This is a genomic window from Flavobacterium arundinis (assembly GCF_038289855.1).
Lineage (GTDB): Bacteria > Bacteroidota > Bacteroidia > Flavobacteriales > Flavobacteriaceae > Flavobacterium > Flavobacterium arundinis.
Genome location: NZ_JBBYHR010000008.1, coordinates 123,320 through 145,979, shown reverse-complemented (window position 1 = coordinate 145,979; position 22,660 = coordinate 123,320). Strand labels below are relative to the sequence as shown.

General features: G+C 42.9%; 17 protein-coding genes. 15 read left to right on the top strand and 2 right to left on the bottom strand.

What is annotated here, in order from left to right:
• Nucleotides 1-222 precede the first annotated feature (222 nt).
• From carA to AAEO56_RS14235, 14 genes are all read left to right on the top strand, one after another.
• Complete coding sequence (carA, locus tag AAEO56_RS14300; RefSeq protein WP_341697754.1) at nucleotides 223-1,332, top strand: glutamine-hydrolyzing carbamoyl-phosphate synthase small subunit; 1,110 nt, start codon at nucleotides 223-225, stop codon at nucleotides 1,330-1,332.
• A 354-nt stretch (nucleotides 1,333-1,686) separates the two neighbouring features.
• The gene (eno, locus tag AAEO56_RS14295) at nucleotides 1,687-2,982 is read left to right on the top strand and encodes a phosphopyruvate hydratase (RefSeq protein WP_341697753.1); all 1,296 of its coding nucleotides are present in this window, start codon (nucleotides 1,687-1,689) and stop codon (nucleotides 2,980-2,982) included.
• A 129-nt stretch (nucleotides 2,983-3,111) separates the two neighbouring features.
• A complete protein-coding gene (locus tag AAEO56_RS14290; RefSeq protein WP_341697752.1) occupies nucleotides 3,112-4,506 on the top strand; it encodes a hypothetical protein in 1,395 nt (464 codons plus the stop codon).
• A 148-nt stretch (nucleotides 4,507-4,654) separates the two neighbouring features.
• On the top strand, nucleotides 4,655-6,622 hold the full coding sequence (locus AAEO56_RS14285) for a tetratricopeptide repeat-containing sensor histidine kinase (protein ID WP_341697751.1): 1,968 nt from the start codon (nucleotides 4,655-4,657) through the stop codon (nucleotides 6,620-6,622).
• Between the two features lie 3 nt (nucleotides 6,623-6,625).
• Complete coding sequence (locus AAEO56_RS14280; RefSeq protein WP_341697750.1) at nucleotides 6,626-7,387, top strand: LytR/AlgR family response regulator transcription factor; 762 nt, start codon at nucleotides 6,626-6,628, stop codon at nucleotides 7,385-7,387.
• Between the two features lie 99 nt (nucleotides 7,388-7,486).
• Nucleotides 7,487-9,820 (top strand): DUF7619 domain-containing protein, encoded by a 2,334-nt coding sequence (locus tag AAEO56_RS14275; RefSeq protein WP_341697749.1) that lies wholly within the window; start codon nucleotides 7,487-7,489, stop codon nucleotides 9,818-9,820.
• Between the two features lie 255 nt (nucleotides 9,821-10,075).
• The gene (locus tag AAEO56_RS14270) at nucleotides 10,076-11,359 is read left to right on the top strand and encodes a citrate synthase (protein ID WP_341697748.1); all 1,284 of its coding nucleotides are present in this window, start codon (nucleotides 10,076-10,078) and stop codon (nucleotides 11,357-11,359) included.
• Nucleotides 11,360-11,492: 133 nt separating this feature from the next.
• Complete coding sequence (locus AAEO56_RS14265) at nucleotides 11,493-13,727, top strand: C25 family cysteine peptidase (RefSeq protein ID WP_341697747.1); 2,235 nt, start codon at nucleotides 11,493-11,495, stop codon at nucleotides 13,725-13,727.
• Nucleotides 13,728-13,840: 113 nt separating this feature from the next.
• Nucleotides 13,841-14,755, top strand: a complete 915-nt coding sequence (locus AAEO56_RS14260) for a dimethylarginine dimethylaminohydrolase family protein (protein ID WP_341697746.1) — start codon at nucleotides 13,841-13,843, stop codon at nucleotides 14,753-14,755.
• A gap of 15 nt (nucleotides 14,756-14,770) precedes the next feature.
• Nucleotides 14,771-15,706 carry a citrulline utilization hydrolase CtlX gene (gene ctlX / locus AAEO56_RS14255; RefSeq protein WP_341697745.1) on the top strand — a complete coding sequence of 312 codons (936 nt, stop codon included), beginning with the start codon at nucleotides 14,771-14,773 and terminating at the stop codon, nucleotides 15,704-15,706.
• A complete protein-coding gene (locus tag AAEO56_RS14250; RefSeq protein ID WP_341697744.1) occupies nucleotides 15,707-16,120 on the top strand; it encodes an RrF2 family transcriptional regulator in 414 nt (137 codons plus the stop codon).
• 105 nt (nucleotides 16,121-16,225) lie between these two features.
• Nucleotides 16,226-16,945, top strand: a complete 720-nt coding sequence (locus AAEO56_RS14245; protein ID WP_341697743.1) for a phosphoadenylyl-sulfate reductase — start codon at nucleotides 16,226-16,228, stop codon at nucleotides 16,943-16,945.
• Between the two features lie 168 nt (nucleotides 16,946-17,113).
• A complete protein-coding gene (locus AAEO56_RS14240; RefSeq protein ID WP_341697742.1) occupies nucleotides 17,114-18,550 on the top strand; it encodes an MBOAT family O-acyltransferase in 1,437 nt (478 codons plus the stop codon).
• A gap of 12 nt (nucleotides 18,551-18,562) precedes the next feature.
• A complete protein-coding gene (locus AAEO56_RS14235) occupies nucleotides 18,563-19,612 on the top strand; it encodes a hypothetical protein (RefSeq protein WP_341697741.1) in 1,050 nt (349 codons plus the stop codon).
• 305 nt (nucleotides 19,613-19,917) lie between these two features.
• Here AAEO56_RS14235 and AAEO56_RS14230 read toward each other — a convergent pair whose 3' ends face one another.
• Both AAEO56_RS14230 and AAEO56_RS14225 read right to left on the bottom strand, forming a co-directional pair.
• Nucleotides 19,918-20,463, bottom strand: a complete 546-nt coding sequence (locus tag AAEO56_RS14230; RefSeq protein WP_341697740.1) for a hypothetical protein — start codon at nucleotides 20,461-20,463, stop codon at nucleotides 19,918-19,920.
• The gene (locus tag AAEO56_RS14225; RefSeq protein WP_341697739.1) at nucleotides 20,460-21,383 is read right to left on the bottom strand and encodes a hypothetical protein; all 924 of its coding nucleotides are present in this window, start codon (nucleotides 21,381-21,383) and stop codon (nucleotides 20,460-20,462) included. The genes AAEO56_RS14230 and AAEO56_RS14225 overlap by 4 nt, the downstream gene beginning before the upstream one ends.
• A 294-nt stretch (nucleotides 21,384-21,677) precedes the next feature.
• Here AAEO56_RS14225 and AAEO56_RS14220 point away from each other — a divergent pair, with 294 nt between their 5' ends.
• The gene (locus tag AAEO56_RS14220) at nucleotides 21,678-22,571 is read left to right on the top strand and encodes an SIMPL domain-containing protein (protein ID WP_341697738.1); all 894 of its coding nucleotides are present in this window, start codon (nucleotides 21,678-21,680) and stop codon (nucleotides 22,569-22,571) included.
• Nucleotides 22,572-22,660 lie beyond the last annotated feature (89 nt).

Here is a 22,660-nt window from a genome sequence, read left to right as displayed (position 1 = left end):
GTGATTTGGTCAACCCGCGTCACTGTCATTGGAGCGAAGTTTACGGAGCGCGGCAATCTTTCCTTTTCACGAGGTTTGGTTACTTAGAAAGATGCTTGGACGTTTGTCTTCAGAATGGCTGTCGCGATTATAGCCATTAGTAATTTCATGACAAATAAAATACGTTTCGCTTTCACGATTTTTTAAAGTAAATTTGCACGCAACACAACAACACACTACATAATGAAATATTCTAACAGGGACCGCGCGATCCTCCTTTTGGCAGACGGGACGATATTTTATGGCAAATCGATAGGTATTGAGGGTACCGTTTTTGGTGAGGTTTGCTTCAATACCGGGATGACCGGATACCAGGAGATATTTACCGACCCATCCTATTTCGGCCAGATCATGGTGGCTTCCAATGCTCATATCGGCAACTACGGCACGAACGAAGAAGAGATCGAAGCCGACAAGATCATGATATCTGGGCTGGTTTGCAAAAACTTCAGCTTTAACCATTCACGGCCTAACTCTACTGAAGGGCTTAAAGAATATTTTGAAAAGCAAAACCTCGTTGCCATATCCGATGTAGATACCCGCGCACTGGTAAGCTATATCCGAGACAACGGTGCCATGAACGCAGCCATTTGTACGGAAGACTGCGATATTGACGAACTGAAAAAACGCCTTGCCGCTGTACCGGATATGAAAGGTTTGGAATTATCGTCTCAGGTTTCTACAAAAGAACCATACTTCATCGGGGATCCGGATGCGAAATATAAAGTGTCTGCCCTTGATCTTGGCATTAAGAAAAACATTTTGAGGAACATGGCAAAAAGGGATTGCTATATAAAAGTATTCCCGTATGATGCTACGTATGACGAAATGAAAAGCTTTAACCCGGACGGGTATTTCCTTTCGAATGGCCCCGGCGATCCTGACCCGCTTTTTGCAGCACAGGAAACTGCACGCAACATATTAGATAAGAATGAGCCTGTTTTTGGAATTTGCCTTGGGCACCAGGTCTTGGCTTTGGCCAACGGGATTTCAACATATAAGATGTTTAACGGTCACAGGGGTATCAACCATCCTGTAAAGAACCTTCTTACCGGTGAAGGCGAAATAACCTCGCAGAACCACGGATTTGCTGTCGTTCGTGAAGAGCTGGAAAGGCATCCGGATTTTGAGATTACCCATGAACATGTGAATGATGGTACAGTTGCTGGTATGCGTATGAAGAGCAAAAACTGCTTTTCGGTGCAATACCATCCTGAAGCAAGTCCGGGTCCCCATGACGCGACCTATCTTTTCGACCAGTTTATCGCGAATATTGAGAACGCTAAAAAGTAAAAAGCAGTCTTACTTAGTAATGTCTAAATTTAAAAGGACAATATTTAACCACATAGGGACATAGCCTTAGAGGGTAATTTTAAAGTCCAATAAAGAGACACAGAGTATGAAGCTTCGCTTCACTATGTGATAATATGTCTCCTTCATTATCAACACTAATCACCAAAGATCCTATGTATCTATGTGGTTAGTTGAAAAAAATAGACAGTTACTTATATTAAAATTAAATTACTGAAGCTAAAACGATTGCGTTTATAAGTTTTTAAAAAATAAGGAATTTCATTTTTTAATTTGATTAAATTTGGTTTTTATTCAAATTAAACAACAAAATAATAACGATAAAACAAAAATTTAATGAGCATTATTATTAAAGTTCACGCAAGGCAAATATTGGATTCACGTGGTAATCCGACAGTAGAGGTAGATGTTGTTACAGAAAATGGCGTTCTTGGAAGGGCGGCTGTCCCTTCAGGGGCTTCTACCGGGGAGCATGAGGCTGTAGAGCTTCGCGATGGCGGAAAGGATTATCTGGGCAAAGGTGTTTTGAAAGCCGTTGAGAATGTAAATGTAAAACTGGCTGCTGAAATCGTTGGTATGTCGGTTTTCGAACAGAATGCTATCGACAAAGCAATGATTGAGCTTGATGGCACTGACAATAAATCAAACCTGGGCGCTAATGCTATATTGGGCGTTTCTTTGGCTGTAGCAAAAGCAGCAGCGAATGAGCTTGGCTTGCCGCTATACCGCTATGTTGGTGGTGTATCTGCTAATACCCTGCCGGTTCCCATGATGAACATTGTTAACGGTGGCTCGCACTCTGATGCGCCTATCGCGTTCCAGGAATTCATGATCTTCCCTGTAAAAGCAAAAACGTTTACCCACGCGATGCAGATGGGCACTGAGATTTTCCACCACCTTAAAAAAGTGCTTCACGACCGTGGCCTGAGCACTGCTGTAGGTGATGAGGGAGGCTTTGCGCCAAACTTTGCAGGTGGTACTGAGGATGCGCTTGACACCATTAAGCTTGCTGTTGAGAAAGCCGGATATACTTTTGGCGGCGATATAAAAATCGCGTTGGACTGTGCTGCTTCTGAATTTTATGTGGACGGAAAATACGACTATACTAAATTTGAAGGCGAGACCGGAAAAATAAGAACATCTGCTGAGCAGGTGGATTACCTTGCCGAGCTTGCTGCTAAATATCCGATCATCTCTATCGAAGATGGCATGCAGGAGAACGACTGGGATGGCTGGAAACTCCTTACAGAGAAAATAGGCGATAAGGTTCAGCTTGTAGGCGACGATTTGTTTGTAACCAACGTTGAGCGTCTTGAAAAAGGTATCAACGAGGGTATTGCCAATTCAATCCTTATCAAGGTAAACCAGATCGGTACGCTTACAGAAACCATTGCAGCCGTAAACATGGCACACAATGCAGGTTTCACATCGGTAATGTCGCACCGTTCGGGAGAAACTGAAGATACAACTATTGCCGACCTTGCTGTTGCCCTTAACTGCGGCCAGATCAAGACCGGTTCAGCTTCGCGTTCTGACCGTATGGCAAAATACAATCAATTGCTCAGGATCGAAGAGGAACTTGGTGAAGTAGCTTACTTCCCTGGTGAAAAAGCATTTAAGGTGAAGCAATAAATAAAATAAATTATACTGCGGATTCGGGATAAGTAATTTCTTATCCCGAATTTTCGTTTTATTTGCATTTGCAATATATGTACATATGGAAATAATCAGAAATTCGATACATTGAACCGACTTTATAAAATGAAACAAAATATCCTTACCCTACTGTTATTTACTGCTACATTTTCCCTTTTTGGGCAGTCCGGTGTAAATTTCAGGTTGCAATTTTCAGAACCTTACGCGGTATATGACTTTCTGGGTAAAATTTCAGAAAACTATCCTGATAATGAGCTGAAAAGTATTTTTCTGCAATCAACGTATAATACAGAAAGCAATATCAGGAAGATAGCAGAATTTGAACAGTTGGCGATTGATTACAGCTATTTCTACCGGCAGTATCCACAGCCTCTCAAATCAGGGGTTATGATAAGGGATTTGCTGGAAAAGAATCTGGCTGTAAGCCAGACTGTAGATGAGTTCAGAAATAGGTCTATAGGGCTTATCCCCAATGATATATTGTACACCTTCTCCGGGATATTGGAAACCTTCCTGCCCATATACCATGAGCTGATCTATCTTCCGAATAAAGATGCAATAGCTATCCAGGACCACAACCTTCGGAACTACATAGACAAAGGCATGTTTGCAGACTATTTCCAGGCGGGATTGGTTTTTTACAACACTGTATGGGATCAAAAAATCCCTTTTGAAGTTAACCTGCTTCCGTCCCTCGATAAAGATAATTTAGGTGCAAGGGCGTTTTTTAATGTGGCCGTCTGCGAAGCGCCGCTTGGTTCAACAGACCATAAGTCATTATTTAGCGTGGCAATGCACGAGATATACCACACAATTTATGACAACCAGTCCCTGGAGATGAAAAGCAATATCCAAAAATGGTTCGATGATACGAACTCACTGAATAGCCAGTATGCCTTATTACTGATGAATGAAGTATTGGCAACAGCTTTGGGTAATGCCTATATCATGGAACAGCTAAATGGAAAGATCGAAGAAGATGATTGGTATGCCAACAGCTATATTTCGGGTATGGCCAAAGAGATATATCCCACAGTAAAGGAATATATAAAAAGCAGGAAGCCGATGGATGAGGCGTTTGTAAAAATATACGTGGGCCTGTATGATAAAAAATTCCCGCAATGGAATAAAGAGCTGGACCATATCTTGACTTACAGGTACATTGTAGCCGATACCAGTGACGACTGGAAGTATATCAGGAGGACTTTTCGTTATTATTCCAATAGCAGGATGGCAGCGCCAATAGATATCACCCAGATAGAAAAAGCGAATGAGTTGCCCATCACCAAAGTCTTTATAGTTTCAAAGGACCATGAAAAGACACTTAATTTATTAAAAGGCCGGTATGATGTGTTGAAGAACAAAAAGTTAAACTTCGCGAAAGAATTCATAGAAGTATTTGATTTACCGGACCGGACCAAACTCTTCATAATTAATCGCCACAAATCAACCGTTGAACAACTTATGGTTAAATATTTCCCTGATAAGGTTATTAAGTAATATACTAAGGATAATAACTATTAGCACCCGCCCTCATCCGGCGGGTGTCTTTTTTTACTGCGAATTCTAAGTGGAAGGCTTTAAATTCTAAACGGCTGATGTTTAATCGGAATGAAATTATACTTTTGTTTGGTAATACATGCGGCGTATGAAAATTTTAAAATTTCTGTTTCTCTTCTTTGCGGTTTTTTACTGCATGCCGTCATTTTCGCAAACCAAAATACTCGACAGCCTTTTCGTTGAACTGAAGCACCCGGCAACCGATGCTAAAAAAGCGGGATTGCTTAACGCAATAGCTGCCGAATATGAAAATGAGCCGGCCCTGATGCTAAAGTATGCCAAACAGGCAATGGAAGTCTCACACAAGGCAGGATTAAAGCAGCAGGAAGCCGATTCTTGGCGCAACATAGGCAACGCCAACATCATACAGAGCAAATACACCCAGGCGCTGAAAAGCTTCAGCAACTCGCAGGCATTGTATGAAGGCCTGGTTAAATCGGCAAGGGAAAATAATGACTACAAAGACGGGCTCGCTAATGTATACGGCAGTATAGGCATCGTTTGCTCGGAACAGAACAATTATCCTAAGGGGCTGGAGTATTATTTTAAAGCACTGAAGCTTTTCCGCGAAACAGGGCAGGAAGAGATCGTTGCGGTTGTGTACAACAACATAGGCGACATTTATGCAACGCTGAAAGAATATAACAAGGCGCTCGAATACTTCAACAAGGCGCTTTGGATACAGAAAAAGACGGGCGATCCTTCGTCGGCAATCACCATTTCCAATATTGGCAAAATATACCTTGCGAAAGGGGAAGATGAGAAAGCACTCGAATCTTTTAATGAAGCCGAAAAGCAGTTTGGTAAATTTGAAAACAACAGGGGGCTGGCGGAATTGTATAATAACTTCGGCAATTACCACAAGAAGAAAAATAATTTTAGCGGTGCGGTAGCCTACTATAACAAAGCCCTTGCCCTTTTTGAACAGTCCGGTGAAAAGTACGGTGCATCGGCATCGTTGGGATTTTTGGGTGACATCAATGCGCTTCAGGGTAAAAACGAAGAGGCCATTGAATACTTCAAAAAATCTTCCGCACATGCTGCCGAGATAGGGGTGCTGGAACAGGTTAAGGAATCGGAAAAAGGCCTCAGCGATATTTATGAAAAGAGGGGTAATGCAGCCGAGGCATTGGAACATTACAAAAATTATACTGCCGCAAAGGACAAGATCATCAATAGCGAGAACATAAAGAATATGGTGCGCGAGGAGATGAACTATGAATTTGAACGTAAGGAAGCCCTGCAAAGGGTTGAAAATGAAAAAAGACAGGTGCTTTTTGATGAACAGGCGAAAAGGCACGTACAGCAAATGTTGTTTACGGGACTCTCGGCGCTGCTGCTTTTCGGGATAGCGTTTTTGATATACAGCAGGCTCCAGCTGAAAAAAAGGCTGACATTGCAGCGCGACCTAGCTGAATATGAGCAGAAAGCGCTCCACCTCCAGATGAACCCCCACTTTGTATTCAACTGCCTTGGGTCTATTTCGAGCTTTATTGTTCAGAACGGCACCGACCAGGCTATAAAATACCTCTCGAAATTCTCGAAACTTATGCGGCTTACTCTGGAGTATTCCAAAGAGTCGCTTATTCCTATTGATAAAGAGATCGAGGGCCTACAGAACTATCTGGAACTGGAACAGCTTCGTTTTAATAAGATGTTCGATTTCGTTATAACAAAAGACCCTGCTATTGAAGACGACATGGGTATACCGCCATTGCTGTTGCAGCCTTTTGTCGAAAATGCCATTATACACGGCATTGTTCCCAAAAAAGTTCACGGTTCGATCAATATTGAATTTAAGTTGGCAAACGATAAGCTCGTATGTACCGTAACAGATGACGGGATCGGTATTCATAGGTCTAAAAAACTGAAGGAGAATACGATAACAGTGCACAGGTCGATGGCTATGGAAATTACCCGTAAAAGGCTTGAGGTAATACAGGCATTTACCTCGAAAACCTCACAGGTGGAAATAAAAGAGCTTATAAATGCCATGGGCGAGCCGTCGGGAACACGAATTATATTAAATTTGCCGGTACAATATTCAACAAACTAACTCATGATCAAAGCTTTACTTATAGACGACGATAGAAACCTGAGGAATGGTATGAAGGCCATGCTAGGCATGTATGCGCCCGATATAAATATACTTGGCGAGGCTGACAGCGTAAAAACAGGCATTACTGCAATCGAAACGCATAACCCGGATGTGATCTTCCTCGACATCCAATTAGGTGATGGGACCGGTTTTGATATATTGGAACAGCTTGCGCAGAAAAAGGGTAAACTGTCGTCGCATGTGGTATTCATTACCGCACATGAGGAGTTTGCAGTGAAGGCATTCCGTTTCAGTGCTCTGGATTATTTACTGAAGCCGGTAGACCCCGAAGAGCTGCGCAAAGTAACCGAGAAGATAAAAAAAGTACTTACAAATAATGAAAGTTATGCGCATATCGACCTGCTGCTGGAAAATATCAGGAAGAAGGTAGACAAGTTCAAGCGAATCGCTCTGTCTACGTCGGATGGGATACATTTGTTTGAGGTGAGCGACATAATAAGGCTCGAATCGCAGGATAATTACACAAGGTTCCATATTAAGGACCACAAACCGGTACTGATCGCGAAGACGCTTAAAGAGTATGAAGACATGCTATCGGAGCAGGGGTTTGAGCGGATACACCAGTCGCACCTGATTAACCTCGCTTACCTGAAATCGTACATCAAAAAAGATGGTGGCTATGCAGTAATGGCCGACAACAGCAACCTGCCAATTTCGCAACGGAAAAAAGAACGGCTGCAGGAATTGTTGAAATCTTTATAATGCAAATTCTAAGTGGAAGCGGGCGAATTCTAAACGGCTTTTGGAATGCCGGTTGAGATACTATATATTTGAAAAACTGACAAATAACAAAATTTTGTTATGAAAAAATTATTACTATACTTACTGTTGTTTTGTACCGGTATCGCCAGTGCACAGATAGTGAATATTCCGGATACTAATTTCAGGAATAAACTGCTGGCTGCAAATACAACTAACAATATCGCTAAAAACAGCGGCGGCGCTTCGATTAAGGTCGATGTGAATAATGATACCTATATACAACAGGCAGAGGTTGATGCGATATATGAGCTTGATGTTTCGGCATCATCCATATCGAATATGACCGGTATTCAGAATTTTAATAACCTGCAGGTACTAAACTGCCAGGACAATACTATTTCGACCCTTAACCTTACCGGACTTGCGGACCTTCAAACGCTATACTGCGGAGCGAATTACCTTTCGACACTTGACATAACAGGGCTCTCCAATCTACGTGGGCTTTACTGCTCAGCCAACTATCTTTCGGCTATCAACTTTACAGGTGTGACCGACCTTCGCTGGCTGGAATGTAACGACAACCAATTCACAACACTAAACGTTACTGCGCTGGCCAATCTTCGGGAACTGAAATGCAACGGCAACTCAATGATAGGCCTTTCGGTGGCAAACCTGACCGATCTGCGGCTGATAGAATGTGCTGTCAATTCACTGTCTACACTGGATCTTTCGGGATTGGGCCGTCTGGAGTCATTAGTATGTTATCAAAACAATCTTACCGCGCTCGATTTTACCGGATTGGAATACCTGATCAGCGTAAATTGTTCTGAAAACCAGATCACAACCCTTGACTTTTCGGGTAATCCTGCTTTTAATGAGCTGGATTGTTTCCAGAACGACCTTACCTACATCAATATAAAAAATGGCAACAACCAGATGTATAATGTTACAACAGCGCCTAATAACTGGTACGGCAACCCCAACCTTGCTTTCATTTGTATTGATGATAGCGAAACGGCAGTAGTGAACACGATCCTTGCGGCAAACGGGCTTACGGTGAATTTTAATACCTATTGCAGCTTTGTGCCCGGTGGTGATTATAACACGATTACCGGTGCGCTCCTTTTTGATGGCGACAACGATGGCTGCGATACCGGCGACATACCGCAGCCCTTTATAAAAATAGGCATTGATGACGGAACAACGACCGGAGCTGCCTTTTCTGATGAAGAGGGGGAATATGCGTTTTACACTGGTAGCGGGATCTTTACCGTGACGCCCCAGCTTGAAAACGACAGCTATTTTACTATAACGCCGGCTTCAAACGCGGTTACTTTCCCTATAGTGGATAATTCTGTAGTAACCGACAATTTCTGTATTGCTGCCAATGGCGTGCATCCGGATGTTGAAGTGGTTGTAGAGCCGCTCATGCCCGCGGTGCCTGGAGGCCTGGCTACTTATAAAGTAGTGTATAAGAACAAAGGGAATCAGGTGTTGTCGGGCAGTGTAACGTTTAGCTGCGATGAGGACTACCTTGATTACGCCGCAGTTGATCCCGCACCGGACAACATTGTTCCGAATACGTATACATGGAATTTCAGCGGGCTGAAGCCTTTTGAGAACAGGGAGATAAATATTGGCCTTTACATAAACAGCCCGACAGATACGCCGGCTGTAAATATTGGCGATTCGATACTTTTTTCATCGACAGCAACTTCGGTTTCGGGAGATGATAACCCGCAGGATAATACCTTTAATTTTGACCAGGTTGCCGTGGGCGCATCCAGTCCAAATAGTATTACCTGCATTGAGGGAGATTCGGAATCTGTAGAAGCCATTGGCGATTACCTGCATTATGTGGTTAGTTTTAAAAATGCCGGATCCGGGACTGCTACATCCATTGTAGTTGCGCATGACTTAAACCCTGCCCAGTTTGATATCGGGTCGTTGCAGGTACTCAACAGTTCGCACAGGACGAACGCAAGGGTAACGGGCAACAAAGTCGAGTTTATAATGCAGAATGCCAACCTTTCGGCTGCCGGGCATGGCAACATACTCTTCAAGGTAAAAACAAAACCAAGCCTTATGCAGGGGGCATCGGTAACTACAAATGCCAGGATCTTCTTTGACTATGAATTCCCTGTGGAAACCAATGATGCCAACACCACATTCGAAGCCTTAAGCACCGGCGATTTCCAAAAAGATAATTCGGTGAAGGTATATCCTAACCCTGCCCGCCAGATCCTGAACATAACATCAGACAACATGGTTAAGTCGATAGAACTATATGATGTACAGGGCAGGATGCTTGAGACGGGTATCATAAATGATATGAGCACTACGATCGACATGACCATGAGGCCAACAGGAATATACTTTGTGAAAGTAACCACCGATAAAGGTGTTAAAGTAGAAAATGTAATCCGTGAATAATTCTTAAACTACTAAACGGAGGAAAGCCGGCGCGGGAGTGCCGGTTTTTTTGTGCGATACTTTGACGCTTCTCCCTGAATAATTTTCTCCCATAACAAATTTTACATATTTAACAAAACTCTTTGCATGCAAGTAATGACTTTTGTTTTTTATTGTTGTATTTAACTATTTTATTACGTAATTTCCTTTAAGAATAAATTACAATTTAGTAAATTCGCAGGATTAATTTTTCTGAAACAAAATCACAATACAATCATGTCAAATATTGCAATATTAGAAATTGACGGCAAAAAGTATGAGTTTCCGATAATAATGGGCTCTGAAAATGAAGTAGCCATTGATATCGATAAATTACGCAGTGAGACCGGCGCGATTACTATGGATCCGGGTTACAAGAATTCGGGTTCCTGCAAAAGCGAAATAACTTTCCTTGACGGGGAAGAAGGCATACTGCGCTACAGGGGGTATTCTATTGAAGACCTTGCCGAAAAATCCAATTTTCTTGAAGTATCTTATCTCCTTATTTTTGGTGAATTGCCAAAAGCAGCCGAACTCGAAAAATTTGAGACTGACATCAGGAAATACACCCTCGTTAATGAGGAAATGAAAAACATCATTGATGGTTTTCCTAAAAATGCCCACCCGATGGGCGTTCTGGCATCGCTTACAAGTGCACTGACAGCGTTCAACCCAAAATCGGTTAACGTTGCCAACGAAAAAGATATGTATGAGGCGGTGTGCAAAACAATGGGTAAATTCCTTGTTATAGCTACATGGACGTACAGGAAAAATATGGGCTTTCCTTTAAATTATTACGATAACACAAAGGGATATGTTGAGAACTTCATGAGGCTGATGTTTGAGCTGCCTACGGGGCCTTACAAAAACAACCCTGTTGTTATCAATGCACTGGACAAACTTTTTATCCTTCATGCTGACCATGAGCAAAACTGCTCTACATCTACAGTAAGGATGGTAGGTTCATCACACGCAGGACTTTTCGCTTCTATATCTGCCGGTGTTTCTGCGCTTTGGGGTCCGCTTCATGGCGGCGCTAACCAGGCAGTGCTTGAAATGCTTGAGGAAATTCAGGCTAACGGTGGCGATGCTGATAAATACCTTGCTAAAGCAAAAGATAAAGAAGATCCATTCCGCCTTATGGGCTTTGGACACAGGGTGTATAAAAATTTCGACCCGCGTGCGAAGATCATCAAAAAAGCAGCGGATGAAGTATTGGCAACATTAGGTGTTGACGACCCTATTCTTACCATCGCTAAAAAACTTGAAGAATCGGCTTTGCAGGATGAGTACTTCAAATCAAGGAACCTGTACCCTAACGTTGATTTCTATTCAGGGATCATCTACAGGGCGCTGGGCATCCCGACAGAAATGTTCACCGTATTGTTCGCTATCGGCCGCTTACCGGGCTGGATCGCACAATGGAAAGAAATGCGTATCAACAAAGAACCGATAGGCCGCCCAAGACAGATCTATACAGGCGCGCCGCTAAGGCCTTTTGTAAATGCAGAAAACAGGTAACAACCTCGTTTGATATAGTAAAGCCGTCCTCATCCAGGGGCGGTTTTTTTGTTTACAATTGTTTGTGAGATAGTGAATTAATTGCGAAAAAATCAATAACTTTAACGCGCTATAGCGAAAACTATAAAAAATTATGACAAAAAACTTTACGCTCGTCCTGCTGTCATCGCTGTCCTTTATTGCCGCATCGGCTCAGGAAATTAAACTGGTTAGGAATACAGCTAGCGAAATAACGCTTAATAATGCTGCTCCTGTTTTTGTGTCGCATTCTAAAAATGTAAACGGAACTGCTTACCAGGATTTCAGCAGCGCTTCGAAAGTGCTGACCATGGAAAAAGGTGCGCCGGCGCTTCCGGTACATTCCGAGTCGGTTATCGTGCCGGATTCCGGGAATGTTTCCATTGTAATTTCTTACGAAAGCTTTGAGGAATTTGACAATGTTGCCGTACTGCCCTCCAAAGGCAGCCTGAAAAGGAATGTAAACCCTAACGCCATTGCTTACGATTTTGGCACAGCCTATACGCAGGACGCCTTTTATCCCGGCAATCTTGCAGCGGTATCCAAGCCTTATATCCTGAGGGATACCCGGGGTGTTACGGTTTCGTTTTATCCGTACCAATACAATCCGGTGACTAAAAAGCTGAGGCTGTACAGGAATATAACTGCCAATGTTGTTGTAAATCAAAATGAGCAGGGGATAAACGAAAAGACCAATACCAAAGCAACTTCAACAGGGCTTTTCAACCAGGTGTATCAAAACCATTATATCAATTCCGAGATGTACCTGCCGGTAGCCGAAAATGGCGAAATGCTGGTTATTGCACCGGATGAGTATCTGGAAGCACTTTCCCCTTTGGCAGAATGGAAAACAAAAAAAGGCATCCGTACTACTATTGCCCCATTATCGGAAACGGGAGATACACCGGAAGATATCAAAGCCTATATCCGGGATTTTTACAACAGCAATCCAGGCCTTATTTACATTCTTTTGGCGGGTGACCATGACGACCTGCCTACGTATACCTATGGTATAAGCGGGGGCGGGGAAGAACTATGGAGCGATACCTATTATGCCCAGCTGGAAGGGAACGATTTTTACCCCGAAGCGCTTATCGGCAGGTTTTCAGGCAATGTTGAGGAGGTTTCCCTTATGGTAAACCGGACACTGGAATATGAAATCAACCCGCACGAGGGCAACTGGATAACCCGTGCTGCGGGTATTGGCTCTAACGAAGGCGACGGTATTGGCGACGATGGCGAACCCGATTGGCAGCACATGAGGAATATCGCCACAAAGCTGCTCGAAAATGGCTATAGCTATGTGCACGAACTTTATGATGGCAGCCACGGCGAAAATGATGAAGATGGTGATGTGCAGCCTTCTATGGTCGCGAATGCCCTCAACGGTGGTATAGGCCTTTTGAACTATACCGGCCACGGTGGGCAGGATGTTATGGTTACCGGCTGGTACACCATCAATGATGCCTACGGGCTCGAGAATAACGGTAAATACCCTTTTGTGGTTTCGGTGGCTTGTAATAACGGCACTTTTGCCGGTGGTACCTCGCTGTGTGAAGCCATGCTCAGGGTGCAGCATAATGAACTTCCGGCGGGTGCAATTGCAGCAGCAGGGTCTTCGATACTTATGGCATGGGCAGAGCCGATGCAGACACAGGATGAAATGGCAGAGCTTATAACAGGCAGTGAGCCCGGTAATGAAAAATATACACTCGGGGGACTGTTTTACAACGGGCAAATGAGTATGTTGGAAAATTATAGCGATAGTGATACTGCTATCGAAATAATGCAGACATGGGTACTTTTCGGGGACCCGTCGGTAGTGTTCAGGACAAATGAGGCTACGCAGATCGTTGCGACCCATCAGGAAGTAATAGAGGATAGTGACGCTACTGTTACGATACAATGTGCAGTTGAAGGTGCAAGGGTAGCAATAACACAAAATGGAGTAATCGTTGGTACCGGGATTGTTTCCGGTGGACAGGTTGTCATTACACTGAATGGCCTGTCAGGTGAACTTGTGCCCCTTTCGGTGACGATCACGCAGCAAAACTTTATTCCCTACCAGGGTACTATAGCACTGGCTGTATTGGGTACTGATGGCCTGAGCGTTAATTCTGTACTGATTTATCCAAATCCGGCACATGACCATATTACTATAAAAATGGCGGATGCTTCGGCAAATGCCGCTTTTGAAGTGCGTGACATTACCGGTAAGCTCATCTATATTTCACCGTCCGTATCAGGAGGTACTCACACTATTGATACTTCGCGCTATGCATCAGGTGTTTACATGCTCACGGTAGTTGATGGTAGTGCAAAAAGCACTAAGAAATTTATTATTCGTTAGGACAAAAGCAATCACAATCATCAGTATTATAACTTTATAATGAGAATAGCCCTAAAAAAAGCCTTCCTGCGAGGGCTTTTTTTTATATTTGCCAAAAGCCAAATATACAAGCAATGTTACAACTTAATGTAAAGAACGAGACTTCGAGGCTAAAAGCTGTTATTCTGGGTACTGCCGAATGTAATGGGCCTACGCCAACCATTGAGGAGGCTTATGACCCGAAATCATTGGAACATATCAAAGCCGGAACCTATCCGGTAGAAAAAGATATGTGTGCCGAAATGGAAGCTATGAACCAGGTTTTCCTTAAATATGGTGTAGAGGTATACCGTCCCGAAATCATTAAAGATTATAACCAGATATTCAGCAGGGACATCGGGTTTGTTATCGACGATATTTTTATTAAGGCAAATATACTTCCGGACAGGGAGCGGGAACTTGATGCTATACAATATGTTATCGACAGGATGGATCCGAACAAAGTGCTCCGGCCGCCCGAAGAAGTACACATTGAAGGCGGCGATGTAATATTATGGGATGACCACATTTTTATAGGTACTTATAAAGGGAGTGATTATAAAGACTTTATCACGGCACGTACCAACATGCATGGCGTAAACTATATTAAGGAAATGTTCCCGCACAAGATAGTAAAGGAATTCGACCTTGTAAAATCGAGGATAGAGCCGCGCGATAACGCACTGCACCTTGACTGCTGCTTTCAGCCGGTAGGGAAAAATAAAGGGGTAATTTATAAAAGCGGGTTCAGGGAAGAAGCAGATTATTTGTATCTTGTTGACTTGTTTGGGAAGGATAATCTTTTCCATATCGAAAGAGAGGAAATGTACCACATGACATCAAATTTCTTTTCTATTGATACGGATGTTGTGGTTATAGAGAAGAACTTTACCAGGCTTAAAAACTGGCTGCTTGAAAAAGGCTTTACGGTTGAGGAAGTACCTTACGCCGAAATTGCAAAACAGGAAGGGCTTTTACGATGTTCAACATTACCTCTGATAAGGGAATAAGGAAATTAATAAAGAATGAGACAGATTACAGATACATTATTGATGATACGTCCGGTGGCATTCAGGATGAATGAGCAGACGGCAGTAAATAATTATTACCAGAAAGTAATGGACGGCCTGCTTCCCGGAACGGTGAACGCCAAAGCACAGCAGGAATTCGACGCGTTTGTAGAAAAGCTTCGTGCTGCAGGTATCAATGTGGTTGTAGTGGATGACACTTTGGATCCGGATACCCCTGATTCAATATTCCCTAATAACTGGGTTTCTTTCCACGACAATGGCGATGTAGCGCTTTACCCGATGTTTGCCGAAAACCGTCGCAGCGAACGCCGTGAGGATATCCTTGACATGCTTGAAGATCATGGTTTCAACATAGAGAATATAGTAGATTATACATCGGCTGAGGAAGATAATATATTCCTTGAGGGTACCGGCAGTATCGTGCTGGACAGGGTGAACCATAAAGCCTATTGCGCACTTTCGCCACGGGCAGATGAAGAGCTGCTGATCGAATACTGTGAGGATTTTGAATTTTCGCCCGTGATATTCGAAGCATTCCAAACCGTTAACGGTGAGCGTAAAAACATTTACCATACCAATGTGATGATGTGCATAGGTGACACGTTTGCTGTTATATGTGCAGACTGTATCGACGATAAGAAAGAACGCAAAATGGTGCTCGAAAACCTCCGCAACGACGGCAAAGAGATTATTCTTCTTACAGAAGAGCAGCTGAACCATTTTGCAGGCAACATGCTGCAGGTGCAGGGTGCCAATGGCAAAAGTTATCTTGTGATGAGCGACTCGGCAAGGCAGGTGCTTACCAAAGACCAGGTTGCAAAAATTGAAAAACATACCGAAATACTAAGCTCGAGCCTTGACACAATTGAGGCATGCGGTGGAGGAAGCGCACGCTGCATGATGGCTGAGGTATTTTTATTAAAAAAATAGATGCTTTCAAAAAAGACCAAATACGGGCTTAAGGCTCTGATTTATATAGCCAGGCAGGACAGTACTACACCTGTCCTGATCTCTGATATTTCAGTAAATGAGCAGATACCCAAAAAATTTCTTGAGGCCATATTGCTTGACCTCAAGAAATTTGGTATCCTTGGTTCCAAAAAAGGGAAGGGCGGGGGCTATTATCTTTTGAAAGACCCGAAGACCGTTACCGCGGCAACCCTTATAAGGGTGCTTGACGGGCCCATTGCCATGCTGCCCTGCGTGAGCCTTAACTACTACGAGAAATGCGACGATTGTCCGCATGAGGAGGTTTGCTCCCTTAATAAATTTCTGGCCGAGGTGCGTGATAACACCCTTGAGCTGCTGCAACACAAGACATTGTATGATTTAACGGTTGCTTAAGTTTTTTTTTATTCAATTACTCTATTAAATCTATAGGCTAATGGTTATATTTGAAAAATAATTAACCGCCTTCCATATATAGGGAAGGAATAATAAAAACGAAGCATGGACAAAGAGAGGCTGCAGCAACTTAACATACAGCTAAAAGGAATGGCAATTGAAGATGCAATACCATTTGTATTAAAAAACATAAACGGCAGAAAAGTTTTTTCGACTTCCTTCGGGATTGAGGACCAGCTGCTAACGTATTACATCGAACCTTATGCCGATTTTGTATCGGTTTTTACGCTTGATACCGGAAGGCAGTTTAATGAGACCTATGATGTTTTTCAGCAAACTCTTGAAAAATACCCATCATTAAAGATCGAAACGTTTTTTCCGGATGAAAAAGATATAAGGGAGTATGTTCATAAAGACGGTATCAACGGATTTTACAACAGCATTGAAAGCCGTAAGGAGTGTTGCCGTATCCGTAAGGTCGTTCCGCTGCAAAAAGCTATTGCTGGTGCGGGGTTATGGATAACCGGTTTGCGTGCGCAACAATCGGCAAACAGGGAAACGATGGAGTACCTGGAGTGGGACGAAGTCAATCAATTGGTGAAATTTAATCCTTTGCTTCACTATACGCTGGATGAGGTAGAAAGTGAGGTCAAAAAATTTGAGATACCTGTTAATAGCCTCTATGCAAAAGGCTACCTGAGTATTGGGTGCGCGCCATGTACCCGTGCCATTACAAAAGATGAAGACTTCAGGGCCGGGCGCTGGTGGTGGGAAAATGGGAAGAAGGAATGCGGGCTGCATATACATGCGGCTAAAAATAACTAATTCGACCAAATTTGTCGAAATCATGATAAAGATTGTTTGTCTGTATCAGTTAATAATGTTAATATTGCCGAATAAATCTTGAGCAATCCCCCATTAATGCTGTGTGGCTGATGGTTAGGGTAGGGGGTGGTAAGATAATTGACAGGAATCATTGGCAAAATAAACTATATGCTTTTTAACTCATTCACTTACGCGTTATTTTTTCCATTAATATTTTTCCTCTACTGGTTTGTTACCAAAAAATCGCTGAAGGTTCAGAACATAATGCTTTTGCTGGCCAGTTATTTCTTTTACGGATGCTGGGACTGGCGTTTTGTATTCCTGCTGGCATTTTCCACGGCGCTCGATTACGGGTCGGGGATCATGATCCACAGGTCGGAATCGAATGCGGTAAGGAAAGCATGGCTTATAATAAGTGTTGGCCTTAACCTTAGTTTCCTCGGTTTCTTCAAATACTATAATTTCTTTATCGAGTCTTTTGCCGATTTGGTGCGGTCTATGGGCATGTCGCCGCATTATGCTACACTGAATATTATTCTCCCGATAGGAATATCCTTTTACACCTTCCATGGCCTGTCCTATGTTTTCGATATTTACAACAGGAGGATACAGCCAACCTACAACCTTGTAAACTATACGCTGTTCGTTAGCTTTTTCCCGCTGTTGGTGGCCGGCCCTATCGAAAGGGCAACACACCTCCTGCCACAGATAGAAAAGCCAAGGGTTTTCCGTTATGAAAAGGCAGTAGATGGCCTTAAGCAGATGCTATGGGGGCTTTTCAAAAAGATCGTTATTGCCGACAACTGCGCCTATTTTGCCAACGAGATATTCAATAATTCAGGAGAACAATCGGGGAGTACGCTGGTTTTGGGGGCTATTTTCTTTACGTTCCAGATCTATGGCGATTTTTCCGGATATTCTGATATCGCATTAGGAAGCGCAAGGCTGTTGGGCTTTGAGTTGTTGAAGAACTTTAATTTCCCTTATTTCTCAAGGGATATAGCCGAGTTTTGGAGAAGGTGGCACATCTCATTATCCACATGGTTTAAAGACTACCTGTATATTCCTCTTGGCGGAAGCAAAGGCGGTAACTGGATGCGTATACGGAATACATTCATAATCTTCCTGGTGAGTGGTTTCTGGCATGGAGCCAACTGGACATTTCTTTTCTGGGGCGGGCTGAACGCTTTGTTCATCATGCCGTCCATTATCATGAAAACCAACAGGAACAACATAGATATCGTTGCTCAGGGCAGGCTGTTCCCGAACCTTCGGGAAGCGTTTCAGCTCACCACAACATTTGCACTCGCGGTTTTCGCCTGGATATTCTTCCGCGCTGAAAGCCTTACGCATGCCTTTGATTATATCAGCGGGATATTTTCGGCATCACTGTTCACAGTACCAACGATAAAGCCGTACCTGCTGTTTGCCCTTATCGCCTTTTTTATGGTGATAGAATGGCTGGGCCGGGAGAATAATTATGCACTCGAACGCTTCGGTGTAAAACTTCCGGGTGCGGTGCGATGGGCGTTTTATTTTGTGCTCATCGGGCTTATATTTATATTCTTTGGCAGTGAGCAGGAATTCATATATTTTCAATTTTAATCCGGGCGACAGATGAAAAAATTTTTAAAGAAAGCAACCCTGTTCGTAGCCTGTGTGGCAGCCATCAACCTCATTATTAATATCTGTACCTTTTACCCGGTGCAGGACGACCGCTATGAAGTGCGCTACGATTACCTTAAGGATAATTTAAACAATTACAATACGCTGTTTTTTGGCACCAGCCGTACCATAAGGCATATTGTACCATCTGTATTTGACTCAATTAACAAAGCCAATGGTATTACTACGAAAGGCTTTAACCTGGGTACGCCTGCCAACAAGCTTTTCGAAACGTATTACCAGTATGATGCTTTTCTAAGGGATTACTCTAAAATGAAAGAAAGGCCGGTAAAATATGTTTTCCTCGAACTGAATCCTATGGATGTCCTGGAATTCCAAAATATATCTTCAAGGAAGGCATCGTATTGGTTTGATGCCAACTATGCGGGCCATTTGGTAAGCTACCTAAAGGACGGGGCAGCTGTAAAGAGAGGCTATTTCAACTATTTCTATGCATTCCTGATACATTATTTCGGGTTTAACTACCTTGATAACCCATTGCAGGAAACCAGTAAGGATGCCAATGTATGGTTGGGGGAGAACCATGATGGCTATGTGGATTATGATGATGAGATAAAGCTGGTTACCGACCTCAAGCAAAAAAAGAAACTGCAGGAATTCAGGGCAAGGTTTGAAGAAGATACCACAAAGCTTATAAAAGCAAGGATCAATGCTGAAAAAGAATACGCCGAAACGTCTGCCGCAAAATATAATGCAGAACACCTTAAAATGATGAAGGATATCATCGAAAAATCAAAACAATATGGCATTGAGGTGAAATTTATCATACAGCCAAGGCTGGCTAGCTATCGCGAGATACATGCCATAAAAAAGCAGCTGCCCGGATATATAATTGATGTTGCCGACCCCAACAAACATAAAGAGCTGTGGGAAGTGAAGAATGCCTTTGACAAATCGCATATGAATAAAAAAGGATCCACCATATTCACGGCATTACTAAGCAGGGATTTTCTGGAAATGGAAAACCATAAGGCAAAATAATACCAATTTTAAATTTGGAATGATATAAACCGCTCTTCCGGAGCTCAAGTGAGTTTCGCTACATTTTGCTATAAATATTCCGTCCCTCCGGGACTCATCAGTGGTAGCCCCGGCGGGGCGATATGTTTATAGAAACATTGAACATGAGTGGCTAAGAACTCCGGAGGAGTGACATGTGGGTCATTCGCAACCCTTTCCGAACCCTTGTGTTTTTAAATCTTGTGAGTTTAAATAATTTAGACTACTATGCATAACACAAAAAAATCCTCAGAATTCCTGAGGATTTTTTTATGATAAAGCGGGTGCTATTTTTTTACCACCCTCATCTCACCCAGATAGGAGTTCCATACCTGCTTTATAGTAGTGCCGAATTTCTTATCTTCCAGAACGATATAGAATCCCTGGCTAACGGTCAGTGCCCTTTTCCCTATAATGAGTTCATAGGTCATTAGCCAGTCGCGGCGCCTGCTGGTTTCGCCCCTTTTCATAATGTTGAATGAAGTCATTGACAGGCTTGCTTTTTGCTTTTGAGATGCAGCTAAGTCCAATAGTTTCTTCACGGTTACAACGCTGCCTTTTGTGTCGAACACATTTTCGATGGTAATGCCTTCATTTTCGTAAAGCCTGACAGCTTCGGCGGTAGTCTGCGCTTTCATTTCGGCATTAGCTGTGGGGTCGGTAAGCAATTCTACATAGCTGAAAAACTCCCCTGCTTTCGATTCGGCTTTCAATTCGTAGGCTTCAATTGTTTTTTGCGACAGCGCCGCTGCCGGGTTGGTTCTGGGCATGGCTTCCTGGGCTGTTGCTGCAGTGGCAAGCATCAGTACGATAAGTGCTGCAAGTGTTCTCATTTTTCTTTTTGCATGTATTTTAGTGAAACAATCTTATTGTCTTTATATTCAATAGCAACGATCTCCATCGCTTTTGAAATCTTGGAAGGGGTAGTCATTTTATTTATAAATTCCGCCTTATCAAGAAATTCAACACCAATATCATCAAACATGATCTCTTCTATTACGGCATCATCCGAAATAATGTCGTTCAGCTGGCTTTTCCTTTTCTTCCAGTCTTCGGCGTTATTATTCAGGTACGCGCGCATCATCATGGCATAATCATCGGGCTGCAGGTCGAATTCATAATTTCCGGCAGTCCCGCCCCGGGCAATCCGAATCGTGTCGGGTTTGTAATAGGCGCTTTCCACAAGCAGCAGGGTTTCGGTATCGGTATCCTTCAGTAAAAAGCAATTATCCCGGCGGAGTAGTTTTTCTTTTCCACCTTTTTTAAGGATACTTACAACTAGTTTGTCGCCCTCAATTTCCTTTTTGGTGTACTTGTCCTTAAAGCAGATAAAGGTATCGCCTTCCATCGCCATAAATCCTATGATCCCTGCCAGTAAAACGGCTGCTATTCCCATAACTGTATACAGTTTTTTTTTGTCGTTGCGGTGCTTTGGCGGAAGCGTTTCTTGTTGGGCACCGGGAGTGTTTTTATTATTGAAGGCAAACTCGTCCCAGTCGCTATAGCCCGTCCACCTGCAAAAGATATTGAGCATGTCCTTACGAGGCAGTTTCTCATTTTCCAGTGGCTTCAGGTGGGTATATACCCATTTCTCGCTCACCCTTTCATTGCATTCTTTTTCTATGGCATCGATCAGCTGCGCGATCTCCTTGTTGCCAAACTTATGTATGCCGCCATCATAATACGGGAAATGTTCCCTGTACTTTACAAGTATTTTTTGCTTGAGCAGGTAAAAGAGGGCAATGTCGTTCATCCGGTAGTAAAAGTATGAAAATAGGCGTCTCAGGCCACTGTAAAACCACTGTAAAACTACTGAAAAATACTTTACCTATTGTTTGCCACGGGTTTGCGCTGTCTTTTTTTGGTGGCGGGATTACGTTTGCACCGAAAGTTTAGAATGACAGGTTCCAAATAAAATTCCGAAAGCGCTGTGTCATTTTGAGCGAAGTGCAACGGAGTCGAAAAATCTCTGAAAACATTTGTCGTCATTTCGGCAAAATAAATATGCCATTAATTAAATAATCAGTAGAAATTAAAAACAGAAATCATGAAAAAAATCCTTCTTTCCATCCTTGTCCTCGGCTACATAAATGCCTCTGCCCAGATAAGCGGCAACCAGATGTATAACGACAACAATAATAATAACTACTTTGGCGGTGGCGGACAGAACCATGCGCCCCAAAATTCTATCTCTGCAAGCGGCGACCAGTTTACCATATCCACCCGCGTACTTATGAATGTGCGGCCCGATGTGCTTGTGGTGACTTTGGGCGTTAACCAGGAAGCAAAAACAGTTAAAGGCTGTAATGATGGCATCAAAAAACGTATTGACGGCTTCCTGAAAGCCATTAAAACACTTGGCGTAAAGGAGGCCGATGTATATACCGATTTTATATCGCAGACCAAAATATACGATTATGAGGTGGGCGAAACCAGGGCGGTGCAAAAGGAAACGGGCTTTGAGGTAAAGAAGAACATCATTATACGCCTTACCAATGTGAAGGCTTTCAACGAGCTGACCGATGTGGCGTCTGAATTTGCAATATATGATATTGTAAAAGCCGAATACATCAATGAGAATGTCGATGTGCTGTATGCTAAATTGTTCGATGAGGCAGTAAAATCAATCGACTACAAAAAGCAAAAGTATGTGAAAGCATTTAAGGCAACTTTGTCGGACGATTTCAACATCATCCAGGACAGCTACTACAGCGTTCAGCCCCGCACGCAATACCAAAAGTACAGCGCATTCGAATCTTCAGACCTGACGTATGTGAGTAACGACCAGCAGTACGTGCGCAAAGAAGCGCGGAAAGCCAAAACCTTTTATTACCAGGGCATCGACACTTCTTCTTTCGATAAAGTCATCAATCCGTCCGACCCTGAGGTATGCCTGCAATATGTGGTGGAGATGAAGATCGTGTATCACATCAAGAGGTAAAAATTCCAAATAACAAATAATAAATTCCAAACGCGTTGGTCATTGCAATGACGATAAACAACTTCAATAATTAATAGAAAATAAAAAAC

What these genes read in the sequence shown, in the direction of transcription:
- carA (WP_341697754.1), top strand. Translation starts at nt 223, where the DNA reads ATGAAATATTCTAACAGGGACCGCGCGATCCTCCTTTTGGCAGACGGG.
- eno (WP_341697753.1), top strand. Translation starts at nt 1,687, where the DNA reads ATGAGCATTATTATTAAAGTTCACGCAAGGCAAATATTGGATTCACGT.
- AAEO56_RS14290 (WP_341697752.1), top strand. Translation starts at nt 3,112, where the DNA reads ATGAAACAAAATATCCTTACCCTACTGTTATTTACTGCTACATTTTCC.
- AAEO56_RS14285 (WP_341697751.1), top strand. Translation starts at nt 4,655, where the DNA reads ATGAAAATTTTAAAATTTCTGTTTCTCTTCTTTGCGGTTTTTTACTGC.
- AAEO56_RS14280 (WP_341697750.1), top strand. Translation starts at nt 6,626, where the DNA reads ATGATCAAAGCTTTACTTATAGACGACGATAGAAACCTGAGGAATGGT.
- AAEO56_RS14275 (WP_341697749.1), top strand. Translation starts at nt 7,487, where the DNA reads ATGAAAAAATTATTACTATACTTACTGTTGTTTTGTACCGGTATCGCC.
- AAEO56_RS14270 (WP_341697748.1), top strand. Translation starts at nt 10,076, where the DNA reads ATGTCAAATATTGCAATATTAGAAATTGACGGCAAAAAGTATGAGTTT.
- AAEO56_RS14265 (WP_341697747.1), top strand. Translation starts at nt 11,493, where the DNA reads ATGACAAAAAACTTTACGCTCGTCCTGCTGTCATCGCTGTCCTTTATT.
- AAEO56_RS14260 (WP_341697746.1), top strand. Translation starts at nt 13,841, where the DNA reads ATGTTACAACTTAATGTAAAGAACGAGACTTCGAGGCTAAAAGCTGTT.
- ctlX (WP_341697745.1), top strand. Translation starts at nt 14,771, where the DNA reads ATGAGACAGATTACAGATACATTATTGATGATACGTCCGGTGGCATTC.
- AAEO56_RS14250 (WP_341697744.1), top strand. Translation starts at nt 15,707, where the DNA reads ATGCTTTCAAAAAAGACCAAATACGGGCTTAAGGCTCTGATTTATATA.
- AAEO56_RS14245 (WP_341697743.1), top strand. Translation starts at nt 16,226, where the DNA reads ATGGACAAAGAGAGGCTGCAGCAACTTAACATACAGCTAAAAGGAATG.
- AAEO56_RS14240 (WP_341697742.1), top strand. Translation starts at nt 17,114, where the DNA reads ATGCTTTTTAACTCATTCACTTACGCGTTATTTTTTCCATTAATATTT.
- AAEO56_RS14235 (WP_341697741.1), top strand. Translation starts at nt 18,563, where the DNA reads ATGAAAAAATTTTTAAAGAAAGCAACCCTGTTCGTAGCCTGTGTGGCA.
- AAEO56_RS14230 (WP_341697740.1), bottom strand. Translation starts at nt 20,463, where the DNA reads ATGAGAACACTTGCAGCACTTATCGTACTGATGCTTGCCACTGCAGCA.
- AAEO56_RS14225 (WP_341697739.1), bottom strand. Translation starts at nt 21,383, where the DNA reads ATGAACGACATTGCCCTCTTTTACCTGCTCAAGCAAAAAATACTTGTA.
- AAEO56_RS14220 (WP_341697738.1), top strand. Translation starts at nt 21,678, where the DNA reads ATGAAAAAAATCCTTCTTTCCATCCTTGTCCTCGGCTACATAAATGCC.